27 protein-coding genes and 1 riboswitch are annotated in these 23,906 nt (G+C 64.0%); of the genes, 16 read left to right on the forward strand and 11 right to left on the reverse strand.

The window, feature by feature from the left end; genetic code table 11:
• Positions 1 to 14: 14 nt before the first annotated feature.
• Positions 15 to 854 (forward strand): NUDIX hydrolase, encoded by an 840-nt coding sequence (locus tag ACODSO_RS04925; protein ID WP_489035479.1) that lies wholly within the window; start codon positions 15 to 17, stop codon positions 852 to 854.
• Here ACODSO_RS04925 and thiE read toward each other — a convergent pair.
• Complete coding sequence (gene thiE / locus ACODSO_RS04930) at positions 851 to 1,546, reverse strand: thiamine phosphate synthase (RefSeq protein ID WP_068380000.1); 696 nt, start codon at positions 1,544 to 1,546, stop codon at positions 851 to 853. The two genes, ACODSO_RS04925 and thiE, sit on opposite strands and share 4 nt — an antisense overlap.
• Before the next feature lie 25 nt (positions 1,547 to 1,571).
• A riboswitch (TPP riboswitch) is annotated at positions 1,572 to 1,683 on the forward strand.
• On the opposite strand from thiE, the gene thiO reads away from it, so the two are divergent.
• From thiO to ACODSO_RS04965, 7 genes are all read left to right on the forward strand, one after another.
• The gene (gene thiO / locus ACODSO_RS04935) at positions 1,683 to 2,750 is read left to right on the forward strand and encodes a glycine oxidase ThiO (protein WP_489035481.1); all 1,068 of its coding nucleotides are present in this window, start codon (positions 1,683 to 1,685) and stop codon (positions 2,748 to 2,750) included. It overlaps the preceding riboswitch by 1 nt.
• A complete protein-coding gene (thiS, locus tag ACODSO_RS04940) occupies positions 2,747 to 2,944 on the forward strand; it encodes a sulfur carrier protein ThiS (protein WP_489035482.1) in 198 nt (65 codons plus the stop codon). Before thiO ends, thiS begins: the two co-directional genes overlap by 4 nt.
• A 4-nt stretch (positions 2,945 to 2,948) precedes the next feature.
• Positions 2,949 to 3,704 carry a thiazole synthase gene (locus ACODSO_RS04945; RefSeq protein ID WP_489035484.1) on the forward strand — a complete coding sequence of 252 codons (756 nt, stop codon included), beginning with the start codon at positions 2,949 to 2,951 and terminating at the stop codon, positions 3,702 to 3,704.
• Positions 3,705 to 3,874: 170 nt separating this feature from the next.
• Positions 3,875 to 4,819, forward strand: coding sequence for an ABC transporter ATP-binding protein (locus tag ACODSO_RS04950; protein ID WP_068380200.1), 945 nt, complete (start codon positions 3,875 to 3,877; stop codon positions 4,817 to 4,819).
• The gene (locus ACODSO_RS04955; protein ID WP_489035485.1) at positions 4,819 to 5,616 is read left to right on the forward strand and encodes an ABC transporter permease; all 798 of its coding nucleotides are present in this window, start codon (positions 4,819 to 4,821) and stop codon (positions 5,614 to 5,616) included. The genes ACODSO_RS04950 and ACODSO_RS04955 overlap by 1 nt, the downstream gene beginning before the upstream one ends.
• A gap of 24 nt (positions 5,617 to 5,640) precedes the next feature.
• Positions 5,641 to 7,131 carry a M28 family peptidase gene (locus ACODSO_RS04960; RefSeq protein ID WP_489035486.1) on the forward strand — a complete coding sequence of 497 codons (1,491 nt, stop codon included), beginning with the start codon at positions 5,641 to 5,643 and terminating at the stop codon, positions 7,129 to 7,131.
• 31 nt (positions 7,132 to 7,162) lie between these two features.
• Positions 7,163 to 7,969 (forward strand): adenylate/guanylate cyclase domain-containing protein, encoded by an 807-nt coding sequence (locus ACODSO_RS04965; RefSeq protein WP_489035488.1) that lies wholly within the window; start codon positions 7,163 to 7,165, stop codon positions 7,967 to 7,969.
• On the opposite strand, the gene thiD is transcribed toward ACODSO_RS04965, so the two are convergent.
• The gene (thiD, locus tag ACODSO_RS04970; RefSeq protein ID WP_489035490.1) at positions 7,911 to 8,801 is read right to left on the reverse strand and encodes a bifunctional hydroxymethylpyrimidine kinase/phosphomethylpyrimidine kinase; all 891 of its coding nucleotides are present in this window, start codon (positions 8,799 to 8,801) and stop codon (positions 7,911 to 7,913) included. The genes ACODSO_RS04965 and thiD overlap by 59 nt on opposite strands.
• 264 nt (positions 8,802 to 9,065) lie before the next feature.
• Between thiD and ACODSO_RS04975 the strand changes: the two genes are divergently transcribed.
• The 3 genes from ACODSO_RS04975 (at position 9,066) to ACODSO_RS04985 (ending at position 10,509) form a co-directional block, all read left to right on the forward strand.
• Positions 9,066 to 9,389, forward strand: coding sequence for a GNAT family N-acetyltransferase (locus ACODSO_RS04975; RefSeq protein WP_068380216.1), 324 nt, complete (start codon positions 9,066 to 9,068; stop codon positions 9,387 to 9,389).
• Positions 9,390 to 9,479: 90 nt separating this feature from the next.
• The gene (locus ACODSO_RS04980) at positions 9,480 to 9,806 is read left to right on the forward strand and encodes a GNAT family N-acetyltransferase (protein ID WP_489035491.1); all 327 of its coding nucleotides are present in this window, start codon (positions 9,480 to 9,482) and stop codon (positions 9,804 to 9,806) included.
• A 103-nt stretch (positions 9,807 to 9,909) separates the two neighbouring features.
• Positions 9,910 to 10,509, forward strand: coding sequence for a hypothetical protein (locus ACODSO_RS04985; RefSeq protein ID WP_489035493.1), 600 nt, complete (start codon positions 9,910 to 9,912; stop codon positions 10,507 to 10,509).
• Here the strand turns inward: ACODSO_RS04985 and ACODSO_RS04990 are convergent.
• The 3 genes from ACODSO_RS04990 to ACODSO_RS05000 all read right to left on the reverse strand — a co-directional run bounded on the left by ACODSO_RS04990 (position 10,479) and on the right by ACODSO_RS05000 (position 12,901).
• Positions 10,479 to 11,279 carry an exodeoxyribonuclease III gene (locus ACODSO_RS04990; protein ID WP_489035494.1) on the reverse strand — a complete coding sequence of 267 codons (801 nt, stop codon included), beginning with the start codon at positions 11,277 to 11,279 and terminating at the stop codon, positions 10,479 to 10,481. The two genes, ACODSO_RS04985 and ACODSO_RS04990, sit on opposite strands and share 31 nt — an antisense overlap.
• 80 nt (positions 11,280 to 11,359) lie before the next feature.
• Complete coding sequence (locus ACODSO_RS04995) at positions 11,360 to 12,304, reverse strand: N-acetylglutamate synthase, CG3035 family (RefSeq protein WP_489035496.1); 945 nt, start codon at positions 12,302 to 12,304, stop codon at positions 11,360 to 11,362.
• Positions 12,305 to 12,901, reverse strand: coding sequence for a peptide deformylase (locus tag ACODSO_RS05000; protein ID WP_068380224.1), 597 nt, complete (start codon positions 12,899 to 12,901; stop codon positions 12,305 to 12,307).
• Positions 12,902 to 13,177: 276 nt separating this feature from the next.
• On the opposite strand from ACODSO_RS05000, the gene napA reads away from it, so the two are divergent.
• From napA to ACODSO_RS05025, 5 genes are all read left to right on the forward strand, one after another.
• Positions 13,178 to 13,507, forward strand: a complete 330-nt coding sequence (napA, locus tag ACODSO_RS05005; protein ID WP_068380227.1) for a nucleoid-associated protein NapA — start codon at positions 13,178 to 13,180, stop codon at positions 13,505 to 13,507.
• A 55-nt stretch (positions 13,508 to 13,562) separates the two neighbouring features.
• Positions 13,563 to 14,078, forward strand: a complete 516-nt coding sequence (locus tag ACODSO_RS05010) for a LytR C-terminal domain-containing protein (RefSeq protein ID WP_489035499.1) — start codon at positions 13,563 to 13,565, stop codon at positions 14,076 to 14,078.
• A gap of 115 nt (positions 14,079 to 14,193) precedes the next feature.
• Positions 14,194 to 14,886, forward strand: coding sequence for a superoxide dismutase[Cu-Zn] (sodC, locus tag ACODSO_RS05015; RefSeq protein ID WP_489035501.1), 693 nt, complete (start codon positions 14,194 to 14,196; stop codon positions 14,884 to 14,886).
• Positions 14,887 to 14,967: 81 nt separating this feature from the next.
• Entirely contained in the window at positions 14,968 to 16,089 is a 1,122-nt protein-coding gene (locus ACODSO_RS05020) for a glutamate--cysteine ligase (protein ID WP_489035748.1), read from the forward strand.
• A gap of 80 nt (positions 16,090 to 16,169) precedes the next feature.
• Entirely contained in the window at positions 16,170 to 17,471 is a 1,302-nt protein-coding gene (locus tag ACODSO_RS05025) for a phosphatase PAP2 family protein (RefSeq protein ID WP_489035750.1), read from the forward strand.
• Here the strand turns inward: ACODSO_RS05025 and mnhG are convergent.
• From mnhG to ACODSO_RS05055, 6 genes are read right to left on the reverse strand one after another with little or no spacing between them, the layout of a single operon-like run.
• Positions 17,443 to 17,778, reverse strand: coding sequence for a monovalent cation/H(+) antiporter subunit G (gene mnhG, locus ACODSO_RS05030; RefSeq protein ID WP_489035503.1), 336 nt, complete (start codon positions 17,776 to 17,778; stop codon positions 17,443 to 17,445). The two genes, ACODSO_RS05025 and mnhG, sit on opposite strands and share 29 nt — an antisense overlap.
• Complete coding sequence (locus tag ACODSO_RS05035) at positions 17,775 to 18,032, reverse strand: monovalent cation/H+ antiporter complex subunit F (RefSeq protein ID WP_489035504.1); 258 nt, start codon at positions 18,030 to 18,032, stop codon at positions 17,775 to 17,777. Before ACODSO_RS05035 ends, mnhG begins: the two co-directional genes overlap by 4 nt.
• Positions 18,029 to 18,673, reverse strand: a complete 645-nt coding sequence (locus ACODSO_RS05040; RefSeq protein ID WP_489035506.1) for a Na+/H+ antiporter subunit E — start codon at positions 18,671 to 18,673, stop codon at positions 18,029 to 18,031. The genes ACODSO_RS05035 and ACODSO_RS05040 overlap by 4 nt, the downstream gene beginning before the upstream one ends.
• Positions 18,670 to 20,310, reverse strand: a complete 1,641-nt coding sequence (locus ACODSO_RS05045) for a Na+/H+ antiporter subunit D (RefSeq protein ID WP_489035508.1) — start codon at positions 20,308 to 20,310, stop codon at positions 18,670 to 18,672. The genes ACODSO_RS05040 and ACODSO_RS05045 overlap by 4 nt, the downstream gene beginning before the upstream one ends.
• Complete coding sequence (locus ACODSO_RS05050; protein WP_489035509.1) at positions 20,307 to 20,942, reverse strand: Na(+)/H(+) antiporter subunit C; 636 nt, start codon at positions 20,940 to 20,942, stop codon at positions 20,307 to 20,309. Before ACODSO_RS05050 ends, ACODSO_RS05045 begins: the two co-directional genes overlap by 4 nt.
• Positions 20,939 to 23,782, reverse strand: coding sequence for a Na+/H+ antiporter subunit A (locus ACODSO_RS05055; protein ID WP_489035511.1), 2,844 nt, complete (start codon positions 23,780 to 23,782; stop codon positions 20,939 to 20,941). The genes ACODSO_RS05050 and ACODSO_RS05055 overlap by 4 nt, the downstream gene beginning before the upstream one ends.
• Positions 23,783 to 23,906 lie beyond the last annotated feature (124 nt).

A 23,906-nucleotide genomic window follows, 5' to 3' on the forward strand; every position in this document is an offset into this window, starting at 1 on the left:
TAAGGTAGTGCAGTATGCGCGGCGACGGTGACGGGTGGGTAGTCGGAGAGAACGGCACGCGACACTGGGGTAAGCATGGTGCCGCAGGCCTGCTGCTTCGCGCGCCCTCGGCCGACGGCGAGCCGACGGTGTTGCTCCAGCATCGCGCCTTGTGGAGTCATCAGGGTGGCACGTGGGCCCTCCCTGGCGGCGCGAAGGACTCCCACGAGAGCAGCGTCGTCGCCGCAGTACGCGAGGCTGACGAGGAAGCGGGAATCGGCTCCGAGCGGTTGCACGTTCGCGGTGAGAAGGTCACCGCACGGGTCGCGAGCGGGTGGTCCTACACAACGGTGTTCGCGGACGCGGAAGTACAGCTGGACACGACGCCGAACGGCGAAAGTACGGAATTGCGCTGGGTCCCTGAGGCGATGGTCGATCAGCTGCCGCTTCATCCGGGTTTCGCCGCCAGCTGGCCGGCGTTGCGCTCGGAGCCTCTTCGGGTGCTTCTGGACACTGCGAACGTTCTCGGGTCACGTCCCGATGGCTGGTGGAAGGACCGAAGCGGCGCGACGAATGCACTGCTGACCTCGCTTGCGGACGTGCTGCCGCGCACCGTCGAGCTACCCGGTGGGAGTTTCGGGTGGTTGAGGGAAATCGAAGCGGTACTCGAAGGCGAAGCGCGGGCAGCGCAGTTCGAGGATATGCGTATCCCCGTATTTCACGCGTCGGGCAGTGGCGACGACGAACTCGCCCGGCGAGCCCACGAAGGATCCGCCTTGACCGCGCTCGTCACCGCGGACCGCGGACTCAGAGCACGACTGCCGACGACGGTGCATGTCCTGTCGCCGTCGACCGTACTCGGCTGGCTGGACTAGCTTCGTTTGAGCTTCTGTGACAGTTCCTGTGCTGCGGCCTGCGGATCCCGTGCTTGCGTGATGGCACGGACCACGACGATCCGATCCGCACCGGCGGCGAGGACTTCGTCGACATTGCCGGCGTCGACGCCGCCGATGGCGAACCAGGGGCGCGAGGGTGCGGATTCGGCGGTGCTGCGCAGAAGCTCGAGTCCGGCCGCCGTGCGGTTCGGCTTGGTGGGCGTCGCCCACACCGGTCCCGTCGCGAAGTAGTCGACGCCGTCCTCGATGGCGGCCAGACTCGCCTGGTTGCGATTCTGCGTCGAACGACCGATGACGACGTCGGGCCCGAGGATCTGTCGCGCATAGTGCACGGGCAGGTCGTTCTGACCGAGATGCAGCACGTCGGCATTCGACGCCAACGCGAGATCCGCCCGATCGTTCACGGCCAGCAGCGCACCGTGACGCCGGGTAGCGGCAGACAGAATCGCCAGCGCAGCGAGCTCGTCCTTGGCTTCGAGGGGACCGAACTCCCGCTCACCGGCCGAATTCTTGTCGCGGAGCTGAATGATGTCGACGCCGCCGGAGAGCGCAGCCTCGGCGAACTGGGCGAGGTCGCCGAGCTCGCGCCTGGCGTCGGTGCATAGATACAGGCGGGCCGAGGTCAACCGCTCGCGCGCCGATTCGTTACGGGAGCTCTGAGTGGGATACACAGTGCAAAGGTAGTCTGTGAGCAGTTGGTCGATACACGGGAGTCCTGGGGTACGCAGGGCTGAGAGTGGACACGCCGTCCTTACCGTCAATACCTGAACCGGATCATGCCGGCGCAGGGAGTGAGGTGGTTGTGAGATGTCCGGAACCTTGGCAGTCGTCGGCGGCGGTGTCATCGGCCTGGCGGTAGCAGTACGGGCCGCGCGTGACGGCTGGTCGGTGCGGTTGTACGACCCCGCCGTCGGATCAGGGGCGTCGTGGGTCGCGGGTGGCATGCTCGCTCCGTTGTCGGAAGGATGGCCGGGCGAACACGAACTGCTCGCACTGGGCGCGCACTCGTTGGCTCGGTGGCCGGAGTTCGCTCGTTCGCTTCCCAGTGACGTGTTCTCCTCGACCGGTTCGCTCACCGTTGCACTCGATGCCGCCGACGCCGAGGACCTGCGGACCATCGCCGAGTTCGTCGGGCAGCAGGGGCACGAGCTCGAGATCCTCGGTCGCGCGCAGATTCGTGAACTCGAACCCTCGCTGGCGCAGAACATTCGCCTCGGGCTTTTCGCGCCCACCGAAATGGCCGTCGACAATCGGGCTCTGATGGCCGCGTTGCGGGAAGCGGCAGCGGGAACAGAGATCATCGGCGAGGCGGTGACAGACCTGGACGCTCTCGACGCCGACCAGATCGTCGTCGCGGCCGGTGCGCAGACTGCGGCATTGCTTCCTGGAATGCCGGTTCGCGCCGTGAAAGGCGAGATTCTCCGGCTGCGTCGTCGCCCGAGTGCGGGTAGCGCCCCCACCCGCACGATTCGCGGCTGCGTGCACGGCCGTCCCATCTACCTCGTTCCGCGCGGCGATGGACTGGTAGTCGGCGCCACGCAGTACGAATCAGGTCAGGACACACAGGTCACCGTCGCCGGGGTGCGCGACCTCATCGCCGACGCCGAACGACTCATGCCGAGCATCGGTGAATACGAACTGTTCGAGAGCGCGGCGGGACTGCGACCGATGAGCCCCGACGGACTACCCGTCATCGGGCGACTCTCCGAACGCGTCATCGTCGCATCAGGGCACGGTCGCAACGGAATCCTGTTGGCGCCCATCACCGCAGACGCAGTCTCCGCGCTCCTCGGCGGCGACACACTCCCCGAAGCCAAGGCAGCAGATCCATCCCGATTCGAACCGTCCTTGGACCGAAAGGTTAGGAAAAAGTGATCACTGTCAACGGCGAAGAACACGCCCTGCCCGAAAACTTCACCATGCGGCAACTTCTCGCGCACCTGTCGATGCCGGAGAAAGGCATCGCTGTCGCAGTCGACGGCACGGTTCTCCCGAAGAGCCGCTGGGACGGCACCACCGTCGAAAAGGGCTGGTCCATCGAAATTCTCACGGCTGTGCAGGGTGGTTGAGCAGATGTCGGACGCATTGAAGATCGCAGACAAGGCCTTCGACTCCCGGCTCATCATGGGCACCGGGGGTGCAGCGAACCTCGCGGTGCTCGAGGATGCTCTCGTCGCGTCGGGCACCGAGCTGACCACCGTCGCGATGCGCCGCGTCGACGCTGCGGGCGGGACCGGGGTGCTCGATCTGCTGCGCAAGCTGAACATTGCTCCGCTGCCGAACACTGCGGGGTGTCGAGGCGCCGCCGAAGCCGTCCTGACCGCTCAGCTCGGCCGTGAAGCTCTCGAGACGAACTGGGTGAAGCTCGAAGTCATTGCCGACGAGCGGACCCTCCTGCCCGACGCGATCGAACTGGTCAAAGCCGCAGAACAACTCGTCGACGACGGCTTTCACGTCCTCCCGTACACCACCGACGATCCGGTGCTCGCGCGCAGGCTCGAGGACATCGGCTGCGTCGCCGTCATGCCGCTCGGAGCCCCGATCGGAACGGGTCTCGGCATCTCCAATCCGCACAACATCGAGATGATCGTCGACGCCGCGGCGGTGCCCGTCATCCTCGACGCGGGGATCGGGACCGCGAGCGATGCAGCGCTGGCAATGGAGTTGGGTTGCGACGCGGTGCTCCTCGCGACCGCTGTCACACGCGCGAAAGATCCCGCGTTGATGGCGTCGGCGATGCGGCATGCGGTGTCGGCGGGGTACGAGGCTCGTCGCGCTGGTCGGATTCCGAAACGGTTCTGGGCGCAGGCGAGTTCGCCTTCGGCGTAGTGGCACGGATAAGTGCATAGGGGTGCACTCAACCGTGCCGCTGGGCCGGGACGGCCCGCACCCGCCGCTGGGCCGGGACGGCCCGCACCCTGCCGTCATCCAAAAGGATGACCGAGGTCGAGACTCGCGGGCGATGTGCGCGGCCCCCTCGGTGCGAGAGAGTTACGGCCATGATCGAAGTGGCAGGACTGACCAAGCAATACGGAGCGGTGAAGGCTGTAGATGACCTCACCTTCACCGTCAAGCCAGGAATTGTGACCGGCTTCCTTGGACCCAACGGTGCGGGCAAGTCGACGACCATGCGGATGATCCTCGGATTGGACCGTCCCACCAGCGGACACGCCTTGATCGAGGGCAAGCCCTACAACCAACTCAAGCAGCCACTGCGTACCGTCGGAGCCCTTCTCGACGCCAAGTGGGTGCACCCCAACCGTTCCGCGCGAGCACATCTGGAATGGATGGCAGCGTCCAACGGGATTCCGAAGTCGCGAGTCGAAGAAGTCCTGCGGCTCGTCGGCCTGAGCGAGGTCGCCAAGAAGAACGCCGGTGGATTCTCGCTCGGTATGTCTCAGCGACTCGGACTTGCAGGTGCCCTGCTCGGAGATCCGAAGGTTCTGTTGTTCGACGAGCCGGTGAACGGCCTCGACCCCGAGGGCATCGTCTGGATTCGAAAGTTCATGCAGCGCCTCGCCGCCGAAGGTCGAACGGTGCTCGTGTCGAGTCACCTGTTGTCGGAGATGGCGCAAACCGCAGAGCATCTCGTGGTCATCGGCCGCGGAAGGCTCATCTCCGACTCATCGGTGCAGAGCTTCATCGATCACGCCTCCGAAGCATCGGTACGAGTTCGCAGTCCGCAGCTCGATGCGCTTCGTAGCGCGTTGACATCTGCGGGGCTCACGGTTCGCGAGCCGGGCGCCGGAAAAGAACTGCAGCCTTCGCTGGTCGTGGTCAACTCCACAACCGACGCCATCGGTGATATCGCAGGCAAGTCCGGCATCGTCTTGCACGAATTGTCCTCGCAGCGTGGATCGTTGGAGGAAGCGTTCATGAAGCTCACCGGCGACGACGTTCAATATCACGGCGCAGAAGCCGAATCCATGGGAGGTGCACTCTGATGGGTGTATTGGCAGCAGAACGTATCAAGATTACTTCGACGAGATCGCCGTGGTGGTGCACCATTGCCGTCGTCGTCCTCGGTCTGGGACTGGGCGCGATCGTCGGATTTACTTCGAAGTTGAGCCTCGACTCGTACAACAACGATGTGGCAGCAGGTAATACACCCGATTTCGAACCGTACCTTCCCACAGTGTTCGACGCAGTCGGAAGCGGCGTCGGGGGCTTCGGCGTCATGGTTCTGATGATCCTGGCCGCCCTGACGGTGACGAGCGAGTACCGGTTCGGTGTCATCAGGACGACGTTCCAGGCCATTCCGAACCGTACCTCGGTGTTGGCGGTGAAAGCGCTGTTGATCGGCGTCTTCGGCTTCGTGTTGAGCTTCGTCCTCGGCCTCGGCGCGTTCTATCTCGCGAAGGCGCTCGCCGGAGCGGACGCGGGAGCGTTGCTGAGCTTCGATGTGGACGGTACCTGGCGGGTCATCTACGGAACGGCCATCCTCGCGTTCCTGCAGATCGTCGTCGCCGTCGGCGTCGGCGCGCTCATCCGCCAGTCCGCCGGTGCGATTGCTCTGCTTCTCCTGTGGCCCTTGGTCATCGAGAATCTGTTCGGACTCTTCGGATCCTTCGGCCGTGCGATTCAGCCATTCCTTCCGTGGCTCAACGCGAGTCACTTCCTCGGATCCGACGGCGGGATCGACTTTCACTGGGGTCCGATCGGTAGCCTGATCTACTTCATCGCCTTCACTGCGATCGTGTTCGGGCTTGCGGTATTCGTGGTCAATCGTCGAGACGCCTGACCTGGTTGCAGCTAGGGTGCTTGCATGCGACGGATGAACCTACTTGCAAGTCTTGCAATCGGCGCTCTGGTACTGGCCGGTTGCTCGTCCTCCACGGATACATCCGAGGAGGCCGAGCAACCGGCCGTTTCCGTACCGTCTCCTATTTCGACGGCGGACGGCCAAGGCCTGGCCGACGCGATCACCGAGGATGCCGTCGTAGGTCATCTCGAGGAACTCGAGCGAATTGCGTCGGAGAACAACGGAAACCGAGCTGCCGGCACATCGGGGTACGACGCTAGCGTCGACTACGTGCAGGGCAAGTTGGAAGCAGCGGGATTCGAGGTAGAAACGCCGGAGTTCGAATTCGACCAGTTCGCAGCCGACACCCAATTGCTGTCCGCCGGTGATCAGCAGGTTTCCGTAGCGGCACTGCAATACTCGCCGTCCACGCCGGAAGACGGAATAACTGCCCGCGTCGTCGTCGCACCGGCCGATGATTCTCCAGGTTGCGAGGCAACGGATTACGACGGTCTCGATCTTGCGGGCGCCATCGTCGTCGTCAATCGGGGTGTATGCCCGTTCAGTGCCAAGCAGACCATTGCCGCAGACCTCGGCGCGGCAGCGGTGGTGGTGGTCAACAACGAACCTGGTCCGCTCGACGGCAGCACCCTCGGCGGCGCGGACGTCGCGAGAATCCCCACCGGTGGCGTCAGTCAGGAAGACGGGCCGATCGTTGCAGCAGCACCGGAACTGACGCTGACGCTCGATACCGAAACCACGACGACCAAGAGCCGCAACATCATTGCGCAGACGAAGACCGGGGATACGTCGAACGTCGTCGTCGCCGGTGCGCACCTCGACAGCGTCCCCGAAGGGCCGGGCATCAACGACAACGGCACGGGCACTGCAGCCGTCCTGGAATCGGCGTTGCAGCTCGGTGCAGAGCCGGACATCACCAACGCAGTCCGCTTCACGTTCTGGGGCGCCGAGGAACTCGGGCTCGTCGGATCCGTGAAGTACGTCGAGGGATTGAGCGACGAGGACAAGGCGAACATCGCCCTGTACCTGAACTTCGACATGATCGGCTCGCACAACGCCGGCTACCTCACCTATGACGGGGACGACTCCGACAAGGTAGGAGCGCCTGCCGGGCCTGCCGGATCCGACGCGATCGAACGGGTCTTCGTAGAACGTCTGCAGCAAGAAGGAATCGCAGCCGACGGCACCGACTTCGACGGCCGCTCCGACTACGGCCCGTTCATCGAGGTGGCTATCCCCGCAGGTGGCGTCTTCACGGGCGCGGACGAGGAAAAGACACCCGAACAGGCCGAGAAGTGGGGCGGTACGGCAGGTGAAACGTTCGACCAGAATTACCACACTGCTGAGGACACCCTGGCGAACGTCGACCGAGAGGCGTTGGCAGAGAACGCGTCGGCGATCGGTTTCGGAATCGGCACCTACGCTCAATCGGTCGAGGGGCCCAACGGCGTTCCGGTCGGCGCCGCTCGCACAGAGGCCCGAGCTGAGAACTAGTTATGTGTAACCGTCGGTTACGCTCGGATTCATGAATCCGTACGTGGCGTCGACGATCGAGTGGGTGCGCAGCGTCAATCGCAGCCCAGCGGTCGTCGATGTCGTGCGTCGGGTCAGGCGAGTGCTTCCCGGTGACCCGACGTTCGGCGATCCGTTGTCCATTGCGGGCTCGGGGTCCGCACTGGCGGTCGCGCGCGCCGCGGACAAGTTTCTCGACGACGAGCCCGGTGCGTCCCGCGAGGTCGGACTCGGTGCGCTGCAGGTGTGGCAGGCGGTGCTCGAACGAACTGGCCGTGGCCGTGGCGAACGCGACGTCACCATCGTCTTCACCGACCTGGTCGGGTTCTCGTCGTGGTCTCTCGTTGCAGGCGACTCCGACACTCTCACCTTGTTGCGCAAAGTCTCGAAGGCCGTCGAGCCGGCCATTGCCACTGCTGGCGGCCACGTCGTCAAACGCCTGGGTGACGGCGTCATGGCGGTCTTCTATCGACCGGACAAAGCCGTCGAAGCCGTAGTGAATGCGCGTGCCGCGCTCGCGGAGGTGAGTGTGAACGACTACACCCCGACGATGCGGGTGGGTATTCACACCGGCAGTCCCCGTCAGATCGGGTCGGATTGGCTCGGCGTCGACGTCACCGTCGCCGCACGTGTCATGCAGACCGGGGGAAACGGCAACCTGATGATCTCTCAGGTCGCGCTCGATGCGCTGCCGACCGGGACGCTGGAGTCGCTAGGTCTGACCGCGCGTCCATACCGGCGCGGCTTCTTTGCGCCGAAACTCAGCGGGGTGCCCGAGGATCTGAAGATTCTCCGATTGGTGGCATCGCCGTCGCGTTGAGTCTCCACAGCGGTGAGACCGGGCCGTGTCCGGCGCCGAGATCGTACGACGCGGCCAAGCATTCGGTGACCCAGTCCTTTCCGAACGCAACTGCCTCGGGTACCGAATACCCGTTGGCCAGGGCGCATGCGATCGCAGCTGCCAGAGTGTCGCCTCCACCGTGATCGTTCCCCGTATCGATGCGAGGGCTCGTGAACTCGAGAAATGTGTCGCCGTCGAACAGAATGTCGGTGCTGTTGTTCGACGTCCGCAAGTGGCCGCCCTTGACCAGTGCCCACTGGGCTCCCAGGGCGTGAAGAGCCTCCGCAGCCCGACGCGCGGTGGCGTCGTCGATGACCTCGATTCCGGTGATCAGGCGGATTTCGTCGAGATTCGGGGTCACGATTGTCGCGATCGGAAACAAGGTGTTCCTGATGGCGTCGAGTGCCTCGGAGTGTAGGAGTGGATCGCCGTGCATCGATGCACACACAGGATCGACGACGAGGGGGATCGGGGCGTCTTTGCCGATACCGACCTCGACGCACACCGAGGTCACGGCCTCGATGATTGCCGTGGACGCGAGCATGCCGGTCTTCGCTGCACCGATTCCGATATCGCCGACGACCGTGCGTACCTGGTCGGCAACCACATGTGGCGGGATCTCATGGAATCCACTCACACCGACCGTGTTCTGCACGGTGACGGCGGCTACGGCAACGCATGCGTGGACGCCGCACATCGCCATCGTTCGACTGTCGGCTTGGATTCCGGCGCCGCCACCGGAGTCGGTGCCGGCAATGGTGAGTGCGCGTACGGGGGTCGAGCCGTTGGGTGTCAGCGGTAGGAACTTCACGATCGTCGACAGTACCGGCAGTGGTGTGACCCACGGCGACAGATGCACAGCCGGCTATGAATGTTGTTGCATCACAACACCGGTGGAGGCCGTCTATGACGTGTACCAGTGGGGATGTTGCAAGTACGTTTCATACCTACGCCACCGAAGGTTTGTTGGTACAAACGGGTGACAAGCTCAGCGATCGCATGTTTAATAGTGGTGCAGGTCACAATTGACTGGACTCTTTCGCTTCGCCATCCACCTACGCAAAGGAGGTGACCCATGCTTGCCAGTACCCCTAGTGCCGATGTTTCCATCAATACCGACCAGAATCGCTTCGAGTTGAGGCTCAACGGTGATCTGGTCGGAATTGTCGGATTCTACGAGGTCGAACCCCCTGCCAAACGCGGCCGGACCCACGTCGTCTCGTTCATGCACACCGTCGTCACCGAGGACTTCGGGCATCAGGGCCTCGCGGCCATTCTCGTTCGACGATCACTGGACAGTGCTCGGTCGTACGGATGGAAGGTAAAGCCGGTCTGCACGTACGTCCAACGATTCGTCGCTGCAAATCCGGAGTATGCCGACGTCGTGGTCCCTCTCTGACGTAACGGTTGCAACTCGACGTGGCGTCGAATTGCTATCCGATTCGCCGGTCGCGAGGCGGCCAATGCGCACCACTGGTCTTATGGTGAAATGCATCACAACAAAGTCGATCTCTCGAACCCCCCGGCGGTCGCCTCGTCGGTGCGTATCGAGGACAACGCCGCGTACAGCAGGTTCGACCTGTTCGTCGACGATGACCTGATCGGAATCCTCGGATACCGCGATGCGGACGATGATTCCGTCGCGTTCATGCACACGGTTGTCAAGGAAGAATTCGGCGACCGAGGCTGGGCGGGCGTTCTCGTCCGCGGGGCGCTGAATACCGCCCGCGACCGGGGCTGGCGCATCGTCCCGATCTGCACGTACGTGCGACGCTACCTCGCTCGCAATCCGGAGTACCTGGATTTGGTGGCGTGACTGCCATGGCCCTCCAGAGAGCAGTGCTCTTGATTCGGCTTAGATTTTCGTGAATACTGCTCTCAGGGGAGAGCGTCGCTCTCCCGGTGGGAGGGGTATTCGAATGGACAGGCAACGATCAGCAGTCGCACTGCTCGCGAGCACGGGGGTTCTTTTCGCGATCTATCCGATACTGCGCCCGTACTCGTCGGAAGTCGGACGTGCCGGCGCCGATGCATTCGCATCGCCGCTGTGGATAGCCGCGCACGTCAGCGCAATGATCGGCTTCATCACACTCGTTCTTGCGCTTCGGGCGCTGAATGTCGGCACGGTCGCCGATGTGACGACCTTGGTCGGCGTTGGACTGGTGTTGCCGTACTACGGCGCCGAAACATTCGCGCTGAACGTCCTGGGCACCGACGCGCTGGACACCGGCGACTACACAGTGGTGGACCTCGCCGAGCCCATTCGCTTCGGGCTGACCCAGTCGGTCATGTTCGGCGTCGGATTGGTCGCGATCGCAACAGGGGCTGTCCTAGCGGCTCGACGGTCCGCGTGTTGGCAGGGTTGGGTGTTCGCTGCCGGGTTCGTACTGTTCCTGCCGCAGTTCTTCGCTCCGCCCTGGTTGCGTATCGCGCACGGGTTGCTGATCCTCGCCGGCGCAGCGTTGCTGGCCGCCCGGACGTTCGAGCGTCAGGAAATCTCGACGACGACCGGTGCGTGATCGCTCGCGCCCTTGCCCTTGCGCTCGTCGCGGTCGATCGACGCACCGGACACTCGTGCGGCGAGGGCGGGAGACGCCAACGCCATATCGATGCGCAAGCCTTGCTTCTTCGGGAACCGTAGCTGTGTGTAGTCCCAGTAGGTGAAGGTCCGCGGTTCGGGCGTGAACTGACGCGTCACCTCGGTGAACCCGACCTCACCGAACGCCTCGAACGCATTGCGCTCGGCAGCGGAGGTGTGAGTCTTGCCCTCGAACAGAGCTGGATCCCAGACATCGTCGTCGGTGGGGGCGATATTCCAGTCGCCCACCAGCGCGATGTGCGCCTGCGGGTCCGACGAGAGCCAGGCGTGTGCGTCGGCGCGCAGTTTCGCCAGCCACTCGAGCTTGTAGGTGTAGTGCGGATCCGCCAACTCGCGGCCGTTGGGCACGTACAGGCTCCACACGCGAACGCCTCCGCACGTAGCGCCGATAGCGCGTGCCTCGCGGACAGCCTCGACCTCGGGATCCTTACTGAAGCCAGGCTGATCCTCGAAGCCGACCTGTACGTTGTCGAGGCCGACGCGGGAGAGCAGTGCGACACCGTTCCACTGGCTCAGGCCGACGTGGGCGACCTCGTACCCGATCTCGGTGAACCGCTCGTACGGGAACTGCGCGTCCTTGCATTTGGTCTCCTGCATCGCCAGGACGTCGACGTCGGACCGTTGCAGCCAGTCGACGATCCGATCCTGCCGAGAGCGGACGGAGTTCACATTCCAGGTAGCCAAGCGCACGGCGGCAAGAGTAGCCGAGGGGTCGGACAGGTGGTTCGACCCTCCGGGTCAGTGGCACGGATAAGTGCACGGCAACATACTCAACCGCGCCACTGCGGCGGAGCCGCATACCGATACCGATGATGCTCGACGAACCCGAGTTCCCGGTACATCGCGACTGCCGCCACATTTGCGACCGCCACCTGGAGATATGCGTGCGTTGCGCCCTGCATTCGTCCCCATGCGACGAGCTCGCCGCAGACCCTGGTGCCGAGACCGTTGCGGCGATGAGCTTCGGCGACTTCGACGGCGGTCAGGCCGACCCAGTGGCGACCGTCGGGCGCTGACGTCACCGCGGCGCGACCGATCGCAAGCACTCCGGACGTCGCGCTCCCGATGCGGGCAAAGCCCGCTACGCCGTCGCGCACAGCGGAGATCACCTCGACGGCATCTGCGGGGAGGGGACGCCCGCGGTAGCGATACAGACTGAGCCAGTCGTCGTCGGGTGCTTCGGCTATCACCGATACCGACTCCGGCGGCAGCGCGAGCCGCGAGATGTCGGCAGCCATCACCAGAGTCTCGTCACGTGTCGACCAACCAGCGGGCACCGAGCCGAGACGATCGGGAAGAAGCAGAACAACAGGCAGGCCGCGCGAGCTGAACCACCCCGAGATTGCATCGAGATCGACGACGGCTGCCTGCGGCTCGAGCGGAGCCGCCGAGTTCGCCCGTCCGGTGAACCCGTGACCGGCGCGCAGCAACCATCCGCCGATCCACTCCTGCTCGACTCCAGGCCAACCTTCGGCAGCAGCTCGTTCGAGCGACCTGATCTCGGACGTACGAATCGGTCGTGGTCCGAGGGCCTTCAACACGACGACTCGATCCCGAGATACCCGCACGACGCGACCGTCCGACGCCTCGACCGCCACCACCGAATCGTCGTAGTCGATCAACTGACCGACGACATCGGTCATCGGATGGCTGTGCCCGGGTGGCAATCGATACCGCATGGTGACGCGGCTACCGACCGCGACTGCCTCGGCCACTCAGTCGTCGTCCTCGTGGCCGAACGGATCCTCCACTGTGCCGGGGATCCAGGACAGACCCGGTGTGCCCCATCCTGCGCGTTTGATGGCCTTCTTCGCTGCGCGCGCATTGCGTCCGATCAGCACGTCGACGTACAGGAATCCATCGAGATGCCCGACCTCGTGCTGCAGCATTCGTGCAAAGAACCCCTTGCCTTCGATATCGACAGGATCGCCGTTGGCGTCGGTACCGGTGACCCGTGCCCAGTCGGCACGGCCTGTCGGGTATTGCTCGCCGGGTACGGACAAGCAACCCTCGTCGTCGTCATCTGGATCGGGCATGGTCTCGGGAATCTCGGACGTTTCCAGGACCGGGTTGATCACTTCGCCCCGGCGGCGGACCAACTTGCCGTCGGGTCCCTCGTCGGGGCAGTCGTAGATGAATAGCCGAAGCGGTTCGCCGACCTGATTCGCGGCCAGCCCGACACCGTTCGCGGCAGCGAGCGTCTCGTACATATTCGCGATAAGGTCGGCGAGCTCTTCGGGGGACTGAGTGACGGGTTGGGTGGGGTTGTGCAGTACCGGGTCGCCGACGATCCGGATCGGGAGAATTGCCATGGTCGACAAGAATACTGGCGTTCTGCCGAAGGGCGTGCACGCGGTGAACGCGCGCGACTCGCCGCGACCACCGTGAGCGGCCGCCCGCTCGTGTCCACCGTGGTTGAATAAGGACCGAAACACACGCGTGTAATTCGTGCCGACTTCCCGACTTCGGGTCCGTCGACGCGGTTCGAGGGGGGCCGACATGGCGCAGGCAGCATTCAGGGCACGGGCAGCGACACACGCACAGAGTAGGGATTCGCTCGAGCGGATCCGAGAAGTCGAGGAGTGAGAATGGACGGCGCAGCAGCGCGTGACTCGAACCAGTCTCAGCAGTCTGACAAGTCCCAGAACATCAACGAGGTCGGCGAAGACGGACTGACTCGTCGAGAGCACGACATCCTGTCGTTCGAACGTCAGTGGTGGAAATACGCGGGCGCCAAGGAAGAAGCCATCAAAGAGCTCTTCTCGATGTCGGCGACACGCTACTACCAGGTCCTGAACGCTCTGGTCGATCGTCCCGAGGCACTCGCCGCGGATCCGATGCTGGTCAAGCGACTACGCCGACTCCGCGCAAGCAGGCAGAAGGCACGCGCAGCCCGACGACTCGGCTTCGAGGTCTGAAGTAGGCATTCGGGGGGCGAGGGGACCGGAGGTCGATCCACTAGTGTCTTCGAGTGTGAGCAGTCCGAATCCGGAATCGTCCGGCCCTCCGCTCCGCGCATTGGCAATGGTCCTCATTTCGCTCGCGATTCTGTTCGCGGCGATCGGTGCACTGTCGTTGACCGGCTCGGACGACAGTGAAGAAGCAGCGGCGCCCGAGGCGACGAGCGAGGTAGCACCCGCGACCTCGCAGGCCGCGCAAGCGCCGCCCGCGTCCACCTCGGCGACATCGTCCGCAGCGACGACCTCGGCCGACCCATCGGACGTCGAGGTGCGTGTCCTCAACAACAGTGACGTATCCGGACTTGCCGCCAGCACCGCCGCAACACTCACCGCCGAAGGGTGGACGATCGCCGAGACCGGCAACTACGCGGAGTCCCAGGTTGCAGCAACCACTGTCTACTACGGCACAGCTGCCGGCGCCGACGACGCCGCCCAGGAGATCGCACAGCAGCTCGGCGCAACCGCCACAGAACTCCCGGCCACCCTCACCGGCTTCGGCAACGGCGTGATCGTGATGGTCACCCAGTGACGGTTCTGTCCGAACAACGCAGTTCTGTCTTGACAACACTGTGAGTGAAGTACTACTACCGGGCATAGTTATGATCGACGCAACGTCCAGCCGGCCCCACGAAGGAGCTTTTTCCATGGCACCGACCAGTACAGTCCGATCGGGATTCCGCTCCTGGCGCCTCGCGACCCCCGTTGTCGCAGTCGCTGCGTTCGGCTTGGTCGCGTGCACCGCTCCCGAAACGCCGTCCGACGTGCCGGGCACGACGCCGCCGGTGTGGACGGGCCACGAGGATCCGAGCGGAGAAGGAGTCGCCGCCGACGCTCCACAGCCGGAGATGGAAGCAGAGTTCGAGAACGCCGAGGGCACCGCGGTCGGTACCGTTTCCGTTGTCGAAGAGAACGATCACCTGGTCATCACCGTCGAGGCCGAGGACATGACCCCCGGCTTCCATGGACTTCACATTCACACCAGCGGTGTCTGCGAGCCGAACTCGGTTGCTCCAGCAGGCGGCGCGCCCGGTGACTTCCTCTCTGCAGGAGGACACCTCCAGGTCGACGGCCGCACCGAGCACCCGTCCAGCGGTGACCTCACGTCACTGCAGGTCGGCGAGGACGGTACGGGCAAGCTCGTCACGACGACCGACGCGGTCACGCTCGACGACCTGCGCGCCGACGGTGGACGGTCGATCATCATCCACGCCGGAGCGGACAACTTCGCGAACATCCCTCCCCGCTACACGCTGGCAGACGGCGCCGCAGTGCCGGACACGACCACCCTGACCACCGGAGATGCCGGCGGCCGCGTCGCCTGCGCGGTCCTGGACTAGGTGCCCCCCACAAGCCTGCCCGTCTCCGCAGCAGGCTCCGCTCCCGTACCCCCTGGTCACTCCGCAGGCTCCGCTCCCGCCATCCATTTCAACGGCTCACCCCGTCCGACCCTCGGCGTCGAATGGGAAATTGCGTTGGTGGACAACGGATCACTCGACCTCGTCAACTCGGCCGCCGAGGTCATGGACGGCATCACCGAATTGGTCGGCTCCGAGACTCCTCGGGTCACCAAGGAGCTGCTCCGCAACACGGTCGAACTCGTCACCGGCGTGTGCGAGAACGTCGGCGAAGCGATGGACGATCTCGGTGAATCGCTAGATCTTGTTCGGCGAGCTGCACATCCGCTGGGAATCGAGCTTTTCTCCGCGGGTACGCACCCGTTCGCCGAATGGTCGACCCAGGTGCTGACGAGGTCCCCGAGCTACGACGAGCTGATCGCCCGTACCCAGTGGTGGGGTCGGCAGATGCTCATCTGGGGCGTGCACGTCCATGTCGGAGTTTCGTCCCAGGACAAGGTCTTTCCGATCCTCAACTCGCTGCTGCTTCAGTACCCGCATCTGCTGGCGCTGTCGGCATCGTCGCCGATCTGGGCAGGCAACGACACCGGTTATGCAAGCAATCGCGCGCTGATGTTCCAACAGCTCCCGACGGCAGGTCTGCCGTTTCAGTTCGAGGACTGGGCACAGTTCGAGGGTTTCGTTCGCGACCAGATGAAGACCGGCGTCATCGAACAACTCGGCGGAATGCACTGGGATATCCGACCCGCTCCGAAGTGGGGGACCATCGAGGTCCGAGTGTGCGACGGTGCATCCACCAAACGTGAACTGGCTGCGCTGGTCGCGCTGACACATTGCCTCATCGTCGATCTGGACGAGCGTCTCGAAGCAGGAGAGACGCTCCCGAGCATGCCGCCGTGGCACGTTCAGGAGAACAAGTGGAGGGCCGCACGGTATGGGCTCGACGCCGAGATCATTCTCGACGCGGACAGCAACGAGCGCCTGGTCACCGACGATCTGAACGACTTACTCGAGCGGCTTACTCCGACAGCGGTTCGGCTCGGATGTGCCGACGAACTCGCCTCGGTCGCCGACATTCCCAGGCGGGGTGCGTCGTATCAGCGGCAGCGACGCGTTGCCTCCGAATCGGGCGGCGATCTGCGAGCGGTCGTCGAGTCTCTGGTGACCGATTTGCAACAGCCCTAGCGGTCTCGATGTAAACAGCTGTTCATCCACCGTTTACTATTGGCGGCGTGCTGCAGGGGGACGAGCGGAAGACATGCGCGATTGGGCGCGCGGACCTGCGCGTGTACGGTCTCGGTGCCATCGCTGTCGTGCTGTTCGTGGGGGCGCTGCAGCTTGCGGCGACGATCAAGGGCTTCCCCGGTCCTGTTCCCAGTCTGTGGAACGACCTCGTCGGAACTCCGAAGTCGATGGCGGTCCCGTGGGGCGGTCTGGCGTTGGCGTTGGTCGGGGTGAACGCCCGGATGCGGATCTGGGCACTGTCCCTGGCTGTGGCAATAGACGTCGTCGGCGCTGTTCTCCGACTCGACGCAGGCCGACCGTTTGCCATAGGCAACGGTGCAGTCATCGTGTTGGCGGGCCTGGCGGTGTTCACCGTGTGGCGCAGAGATGTGAGCGGAATCAGGTCGGTCTGCCTCGGAGGGCTGCTGATCTTGGCCACGAAAGCCGGTGACGCCTGGCTGCAGATCACGACCATCGCGCGGCCGTACGTCCTCGACGAGTACGCCCAGCTGGCCGACCACGCGCTCGGGAACCCGTCGTGGCTAGTGGCGAGCGGGCTCGAAACGCTCGGGCCCGGTGCGTACGCAGTGTTGCACTGGGTCTACATTCAGCTGCCGGTCGCCGCCATCGCCATCGCGATCTACCAGCTGCGTGGCGTTGCATCCGGTCGCCGATGGCCCTCGCATCACCTGGTACGGACATTCCTGTTGATCGGATTGGTCGGCCCGATCTTCTACATCCTGTTTCCGGTCGTCGGACCTATGTTCGCGTTCGGTCCCGCAGGTGAGGGCTTTCAGGTCGCGAATCTCTGGCCGACGGTGGTGCCGTTCGACACCTCGCCGTCGGCCATCGAGTTCGACGCGGAAACCCCGCGTAACTGCATGCCCAGCCTGCATACGGCGTGGGCGCTCAGTCTGTTCATCCACTCCCGGCGTGGTCCGTGGTGGCTGCGGTGGGGCGGAACCGCGTGGCTCGTGTGCACGCTGACAGCGACGTTGGGCTTCGGATATCACTACGGCGTCGATCTGGTCGCGGGAGTGGTGCTGTGTCTGACGCTCGAATCGATCCTCCGCGATCCGGAGCGTGGTTGGGACAGCGGACGGATCCGACTGGTGGCCTACGGCTCCACTGTCATGGTGACCTTGTTGCTGAGCTACCGGTACCTGGCGGTGCCGATCGGCACCTATCCCGAACTGTTCGGCCCCGCGATCGTTGCGTTGATGGCATCGGTCGTCGTGATGTTCTACGCAACTTTCTTCGCCGCACCCGGGTCCGCGCTCGCGATCCGGGATGGACGGGCGGGCGGGGAGATGCTCAGTCCCGCTCGGCCTCCATCTCGTTGATGATGAGCAGACCGTCTCGGCCACGCTGTTCCCGATAGGCGACGCGTCCGACGGTGTGTGCGATGACCGGTGCCGTGACGATGGTGAAGACTCCGACCAGCACCAGCATCCAGATGTCGACGTTGCCGCGCAGCTGAATGACGGCACCGACGAGCACCAGGAAGAGCCCGACCACCTGAGGTTTCGTTGCGGCGTGCATCCGGGAGAGCGTGTCGGGGAATCGGACGATGCCGACTGCCGCAGTGAACGCCAGAATTGCACCCAGCAGAATCAGAATCGCCGAGAATACTTCGAGAATTGCGTTCATTCGTCCCTCACTCTGAATCGTGCGACGCTGACCGAACCCACGAAACTCACCAGCGACAGCGCAACGATGCCGGGCACGATGGTGGTGTCGAGGCTATAGACCGACCACACGGCCAAGCCGCACATCGAGACCGCGAGGATGGTGTCCATCGCCACGAGTCGATCCAGAGTGGTCGGTCCGTCGAGCAATCGGTATGCGGTGATGATCGCCGCACCGATGAGCAGGATTCCGGCAATGGCGAGAACGATCGTCACGTCCAGTCCCCCTTTCGTTCGTCGTCGATCTTCTTGTCGTCGCGGCGCTCGTCGAGCGGTATCGACACGTCGCCGAGTACTCCGTGGTACCGCTCGTACTCCTGGAAGTGCAATGGGCTCGGCTTCCAGTCGGAGTCACGCTCGAATGCTGCGATGAACAGTTTCTCCAGTTTTCGCACCGAACGGTAGAAGGAATCGACCGAACTCTGGGTGCCCATGTCGAGGACGTGCACGTAAACCAATCTGCGAGTCTGATCGATCTCGAGGACCATCGTGCCGGGAATCAGGTTCAATGCATCGACGCACAGCGTCAGTACCAAGTCGGATTTGATCGCGAGGCGGCAGCGCAGGACGCCGGTCACCGGAGGTGCCTTCGGCCTGATTGCCAGCCACGCCACACTGAGGCTGGATTCGGCTGCGTAGTAAAGGAATACGCCGATGAGTTTGATCAGCGACAGTAGGTGGACCCGGCCCTCGACCGGTACCTTCGGCAGCGGTAGCAGCATCATGATGCCGAGCCCGACAACCATGCCGCCCAAGACATTGGCGACGCTGACGTTGCCCCACAACAGGACCCAGACTGCAGTCAACCACGCAAGCGTCCACAGGCGAAGCAGCAGAAAGCGGTTCGGTAGCCTCATCGTCCGGCCTCTTCTCCAGCAATTCGATCCGTCAGCCGGTCGCCGACGAACTCCGCGCCGCGGACCGCGTCGATGTAGACCGCCCGGTCTCTCAGATCCACAGCTGCCCGGTCGCTGATGTCGATGATTCGACCGGCGAACACCGTCAGCGCCAGTCCGACGATAACGAGCCCCGCCGTCGGGATGAGCATGAAGGCCGGGATGCGGCCGACGTCCTCGCGGTCGGCGAGCTGGATGTCGCTGGAATCGTCGATGAGTGCAGACGGGCTGTTATCTGCCAGGTCGCCCTCGGGTGCGTCGGCGCGGGCTCGCCAGAACGCCTTGGTCCATACACGAGCGACGACGTACAGCGTCAAGAGGCTGGTAACAGTTCCACCCGCGACGAGAATCCATGCGAGTACGCTGCCCTGCGCACTACCGGCCTGGAGCAGGGCAACCTTGCCGATGAATCCCGAGAACGGCGGGATCCCACCCAGATTCAGTGCAGGTACCAGGAACAGGATGGCGATCACCGGGCTTGCGGCGGCAAGGCCACCGAGTCGCCGTAAAGACGACGACCCCGCCTGACGCTCGATGAGGCCGACAACCAAGAAGAGGGTCGTCTGGACGATGATGTGGTGCGCGACGTAGTAGATCGCGCCGGACAATCCTGATTGCGTCGAGAGTGCGACGCCGAACACCATGTAGCCGATGTGGCTGACGAGGGTGAACGACAACAGACGTTTGATGTCGCTCTGCGCGAGGGACCCGAAGATGCCGACGAGCATTGTGAGCAAACCGCACACCATCAGAACGTTGTCGAGCGATCCGTCGGGGAAGAGCAGCGTGTGCGCGCGAATGATCGCGTACACACCGACCTTCGTCAGCAACCCGGCGAACACCGCGGTGACCGGCGCCGGTGCGGTCGGGTACGAGTCGGGCAACCACGTCGACAGTGGGAACACCGCGGCCTTGATTCCGAACGCGACGAGCAGAACAGCGAAGATCGCGGTCCTGGTTCCTGTCGGGATGTCGTCGAGGCGAGTGGCGATGTGCGCCAGATTCAGCGTTCCAGTGGCGCCGTACACGAGTGCGATGCCGACCAGGAAGATCAGCGAGGACACCATCGACACCATGACGTACGAAACACCGGCCCGGACCCGATCCGCGCTCGCCCCCAACGTCAGAAGCACGAACGACGCGGCGAGCAGAACCTCGAAGCCGACGTACAGGTTGAACAGATCGCCCGCGAGGAAGGCGTTGCAGATGCCCGCGGTCAGTGCGAGATAGGTGGGCAGGAAGATGGACACCGGCTGGTTCTCGTCGCCGTCGCGAATGCCCTGTCCGATCGAATAGATCATGACGGCGAGCAGCACGATCGAGCTGACGACCAGCATCATCGCGGCGAGTCGATCCACCACGAGCGAGATTCCGATGGGGGAGTCCCAGCCGCCGACCTGCAGTGCGGACGTACCGTCACGGTCGGCCAGATAGAGCAGCGCCCCGGACACGGCAACCACGGCGACGAGTGCCACGACGGTGATGAGTCGCTGAACTCGCGGACGCCGGCCTGCGACGAGCGTGAGGGCCGCCGCGAACAGCGGAATCAGAACAGGTAGCGGCGTGAGGACGTCGATCGCGCCCGTGGAGACGGTCATTTCTCGTCTCCCTTCGAGCCGGTGTTGTCAGTTACTGCACTGGTGTCTTTCAGGGCACTGTCGATGCCGTCGAGACCCCGCATCTCGGGTTCGTCGTCGTCATCGTCGAAGTCGCCTTCGTGCAGATCCTCGTAGCATTCGAGATCTTCGATGTTCTTCAATTCCTCGATCGGTATGGGGTTGCCGCGAGAGTCGAATGCGTCGCCGCCGAAGCTCGGCTCGCCCGTGACTGGGTCGTCCGAGCGGTCGCGGTCGGGGGCCTCGGCCATGGATCGACGCTTGGAGACCTTGGTGTCCTCCGGGTCGTTCTCGACGTCGTCCCTGGTGTTGAGCGTGTACGAGCGGTACGCCAGGGCAAGGACGAACGCCGCGATACCCATGGTGATGACGATGGCGGTGAGAATCATCGCCTGCGCCAACGGATCGGCCATGGTCTCGTGGATCGAGGTGTTCCTGCCGACGATCGGTGGGTTTCCCGGAGGCCCGCCGACGGTGAGGAGCAGGATGTTGACGCCGTTGCCGAAGAGCAGCAGGCCCAACAACATCTTGGTGATGGAACGCTCGAGGAGGAGATAGACGCCGCACGCGACGAGAGCGCCGGCCACGATCAGCATTCCGAGATTCGCGGTCATCGGACATTCTCCTGGCGCTGCATTTCCACCTGTGCATCGAGACGAGCGCCGAGGCTTCGGAGAACGTCGAGTACGAGACCGACCACGATGAGATAGACGCCGAGGTCGAAGAAGAGTGCGGTGACGAGCTTGATGTCACCGAGAAGCGGCAGCGTCACTTCGAATGTCGCCGACGACAACACGGGCGCACCGAGGAACATCGACGTGACCGCGGTGCCGACCGCGAACACCAGACCGAGGCCGAGGATCTTGCCTGCGTCGATCGGGACGGCCTCACCGAGCTCGTATCGGCCACCGGCCAGATACCGCAACACGAGCGCGAGCCCAGCCGTCAGGCCACCGGCGAATCCACCTCCTGGCGCGTTGTGTCCGGAGAAAAAGAAGTACACCGACAGCACCATGATGGTCGGAAAGATCAACCGGGTGGTGACCTCGAGAACGAGCGAGCGGTGCCGCGGATCGATGAGATCGCCGCCGAGCAGCCATGTCGTGTCCGATCCGACGCCGTTGTCGTTGCCGGTGTCGGGGGCGTCGGCGACCCGCGGCGCGCTGCCGAACCGGCGGTTGCGGAACACGAGGCTCGCGACGCCTGTCGCGGCCACGAGCAGAACCGAAACTTCGCCCATGGTGTCCCACGCTCGGATGTCGACGAGCAGAACGTTGACGATGTTCTTGCCGTCGCCGAGTAGATACGCGGCGTCGGGAAGTTGTAGCGAGATCGGGACGCTGTTGCGGGCGTTCATCGCGTACGCGCCGAGAATTGTGATCGTCGCGCCGACGGCGATTGCCAACGCGGCGCGGGGGAGTCGCGATCCGGCGGATCCTCGGTCGTCGACCTCGGCGGGCAGCTTCCGCAGGACCAGCACGAAGACGACGAGAGTCAAGGTCTCTACGAGGAACTGGGTGAGCGCCAGGTCGGGCGCGCCGTGTATTGCGAAGATGACGCCGCAGCCGTACCCCGTCAGGCCGACGAGAATGACGCTGGCGAGACGGTTGCGCATGACGGTGGCGCCGAGGGCACCGGCAATCATGATGAGCGAGACCACGATCTGGAGTGGTGTGTCGAACAGGACGAAGTCCAGTTCCGGCTCGAAGCCGACTGCGAGTACCGCCATCGGCAGCAGCACCAGCGTCAACAGGATCGTTCCCTGGGTCAACGGTAGTGAACCGCGCTGTGTCGTGCCGGTGAGCCGGATGGAGAGAGTGTCCATACCTTTGAGGACCGCGTCGTAGACACGGTCGGCGTTGCCGAGTGCCGGGTGCTCGAACTTGAGGCGGTTCACCATCCGGTGCGCAACGAACAGCGCAACACCGCCGGTGACGACGACGACCGTCAGACCCAGCGGGAGGTTGACGCCGTGCCACAGCGATAGGTGGTACGGCGCCTGACCGTACGAATCGACCGTGCGTGCGTACGGGCTCACGATGTGGTCGACGACCGGTGAGAAGACACCGGCCACCGCGCCGAGTACAGCGAGAAACGCGGGAGCCGCCAGGAAGAGTGCCGTCGGTTCGTGCATGTTCTTGACGGCCGGGCTCGGACGCTTGAGCTGTTTGCGTCCGAATGCGCCCCATACGAAACGGATGCTGTAGGTGACCGTCAGGATCGAACCGAGCACCAGACCCGTGACGACCACCGCACTCACGGCAGGGTTCAGTGCCGGGGTGCCGATGACCGCGGACAGCGCGGTCTCCTTGCCGACGAACCCGAGGAACGGAGGCAGTCCCGCCATGCTGGCCGCGGCCAAACCTGCGACGCCGGCGAGTATCGGCACCTTCTTGCCGAGGTGCGCAAGCTTGCGGATGTCACGGGTGCCCGTCGTATGGTCGATGATTCCGACCACCATGAAGAGCGCGGCTTTGAACATCGCGTGGGCGATGACCATCGTCAGCCCCGCGAGCATGGCCTTCTCGGTGCCGATGCCCACGAGGACCATCAGGAAGCCGAGCTGACTGACGGTGCCGAATGCGAGGATCAGCTTCAGGTCGAATGCGCGAAGTGCGCGCCAGCCGGCGACGATCATCGATAGCAGGCCAAGGGTGATGATCGTGGCTCGCCATGGGCCGGAGTCGGCGAACCCGGGCGCCAACCTCGCGACCAGGTAGATGCCTGCCTTCACCATCGCCGCCGCGTGCAGGTAGCCGCTGACCGGAGTCGGGGCTGCCATGGCGCCGGGAAGCCAGAAGTGCATTGGGATGATCGCGGACTTCGACAGCGCGCCGATGAGAATCAGCACGATCGCGACGCCCGGAAGCCATCCCGACGGCGCGTCGGCAATGACGTCGGACAGCTTGTAGCTACCCGCCACCTGGCCGAGAACGATGATGCCGACCAGCATCGCCAAGCCGCCGGCTGTTGTGACGAGCAGAGCCTGCGTAGCCGCGCGGCGGGAGGAGGCGCGTTCGGCGTAGTGGCCGACGAGGAGGAACGACAGGACGGTCGTGATCTCCCAGAAGATGTACAGGACCAACATGTTGTCACTGGTGATGAGTCCGAACATCGCGCCGGAGAACGCGACCATTTCGGCGGCGAAGATGCCGAGCCGTGGCTCGTCGTCCTCGAAGTATCGTGCGCAGTAGACCAGGATCAGTGCGCCGATTCCGAGGACGAGCAGCGACATGATCGCGGCGAGCGAATCGAACCGCATGTCGACGTTCATCGACAGGCCTGGGACCCACTCGATTTCGACTGTCTGCTCGGTGTTCCAGTTGCCGAACACCCAGACGAGACTGAAAAGCGGAACTAGAGCTAGTGGAAAGAAAGCATTTCGGCCCCACCAGCGGACCAGCAATGGCGCGCACAAGGCCGCGACCAGGTGCGCAATCAAGATAGCGAGCAAAAAAGTACTCCGTCGTCTCTGGGTCGCGGCAGTCGTTGTGGACTGTCGCGGTCGTCGTTGGGCGGCGTCGAGTAGTCGAACAAAACGGTAGGTACGCTCGCGGGCCGTGTGCTCGGCCGGCGAG

It is taken from the genome of Rhodococcus sp. FG69 (genome assembly GCF_057808915.1).

Excerpts from the sequence above, each read along its gene's own strand:
- ACODSO_RS04925 (WP_489035479.1), top strand. The coding sequence starts at position 15 with ATGCGCGGCGACGGTGACGGGTGGGTAGTCGGAGAGAACGGCACGCGA.
- thiO (WP_489035481.1), top strand. The coding sequence starts at position 1,683 with ATGTCCGGAACCTTGGCAGTCGTCGGCGGCGGTGTCATCGGCCTGGCG.
- ACODSO_RS04945 (WP_489035484.1), top strand. The coding sequence starts at position 2,949 with ATGTCGGACGCATTGAAGATCGCAGACAAGGCCTTCGACTCCCGGCTC.
- ACODSO_RS04950 (WP_068380200.1), top strand. The coding sequence starts at position 3,875 with ATGATCGAAGTGGCAGGACTGACCAAGCAATACGGAGCGGTGAAGGCT.
- ACODSO_RS04955 (WP_489035485.1), top strand. The coding sequence starts at position 4,819 with ATGGGTGTATTGGCAGCAGAACGTATCAAGATTACTTCGACGAGATCG.
- ACODSO_RS04960 (WP_489035486.1), top strand. The coding sequence starts at position 5,641 with ATGCGACGGATGAACCTACTTGCAAGTCTTGCAATCGGCGCTCTGGTA.
- ACODSO_RS04965 (WP_489035488.1), top strand. The coding sequence starts at position 7,163 with ATGAATCCGTACGTGGCGTCGACGATCGAGTGGGTGCGCAGCGTCAAT.
- ACODSO_RS04975 (WP_068380216.1), top strand. The coding sequence starts at position 9,066 with ATGCTTGCCAGTACCCCTAGTGCCGATGTTTCCATCAATACCGACCAG.
- ACODSO_RS04980 (WP_489035491.1), top strand. The coding sequence starts at position 9,480 with ATGCATCACAACAAAGTCGATCTCTCGAACCCCCCGGCGGTCGCCTCG.
- ACODSO_RS04985 (WP_489035493.1), top strand. The coding sequence starts at position 9,910 with ATGGACAGGCAACGATCAGCAGTCGCACTGCTCGCGAGCACGGGGGTT.
- ACODSO_RS05000 (WP_068380224.1), bottom strand. The coding sequence starts at position 12,901 with ATGGCAATTCTCCCGATCCGGATCGTCGGCGACCCGGTACTGCACAAC.
- napA (WP_068380227.1), top strand. The coding sequence starts at position 13,178 with ATGGACGGCGCAGCAGCGCGTGACTCGAACCAGTCTCAGCAGTCTGAC.
- sodC (WP_489035501.1), top strand. The coding sequence starts at position 14,194 with ATGGCACCGACCAGTACAGTCCGATCGGGATTCCGCTCCTGGCGCCTC.
- mnhG (WP_489035503.1), bottom strand. The coding sequence starts at position 17,778 with ATGAACGCAATTCTCGAAGTATTCTCGGCGATTCTGATTCTGCTGGGT.
- ACODSO_RS05040 (WP_489035506.1), bottom strand. The coding sequence starts at position 18,673 with ATGAGGCTACCGAACCGCTTTCTGCTGCTTCGCCTGTGGACGCTTGCG.
- ACODSO_RS05045 (WP_489035508.1), bottom strand. The coding sequence starts at position 20,310 with ATGACCGTCTCCACGGGCGCGATCGACGTCCTCACGCCGCTACCTGTT.
- ACODSO_RS05050 (WP_489035509.1), bottom strand. The coding sequence starts at position 20,942 with ATGACCGCGAATCTCGGAATGCTGATCGTGGCCGGCGCTCTCGTCGCG.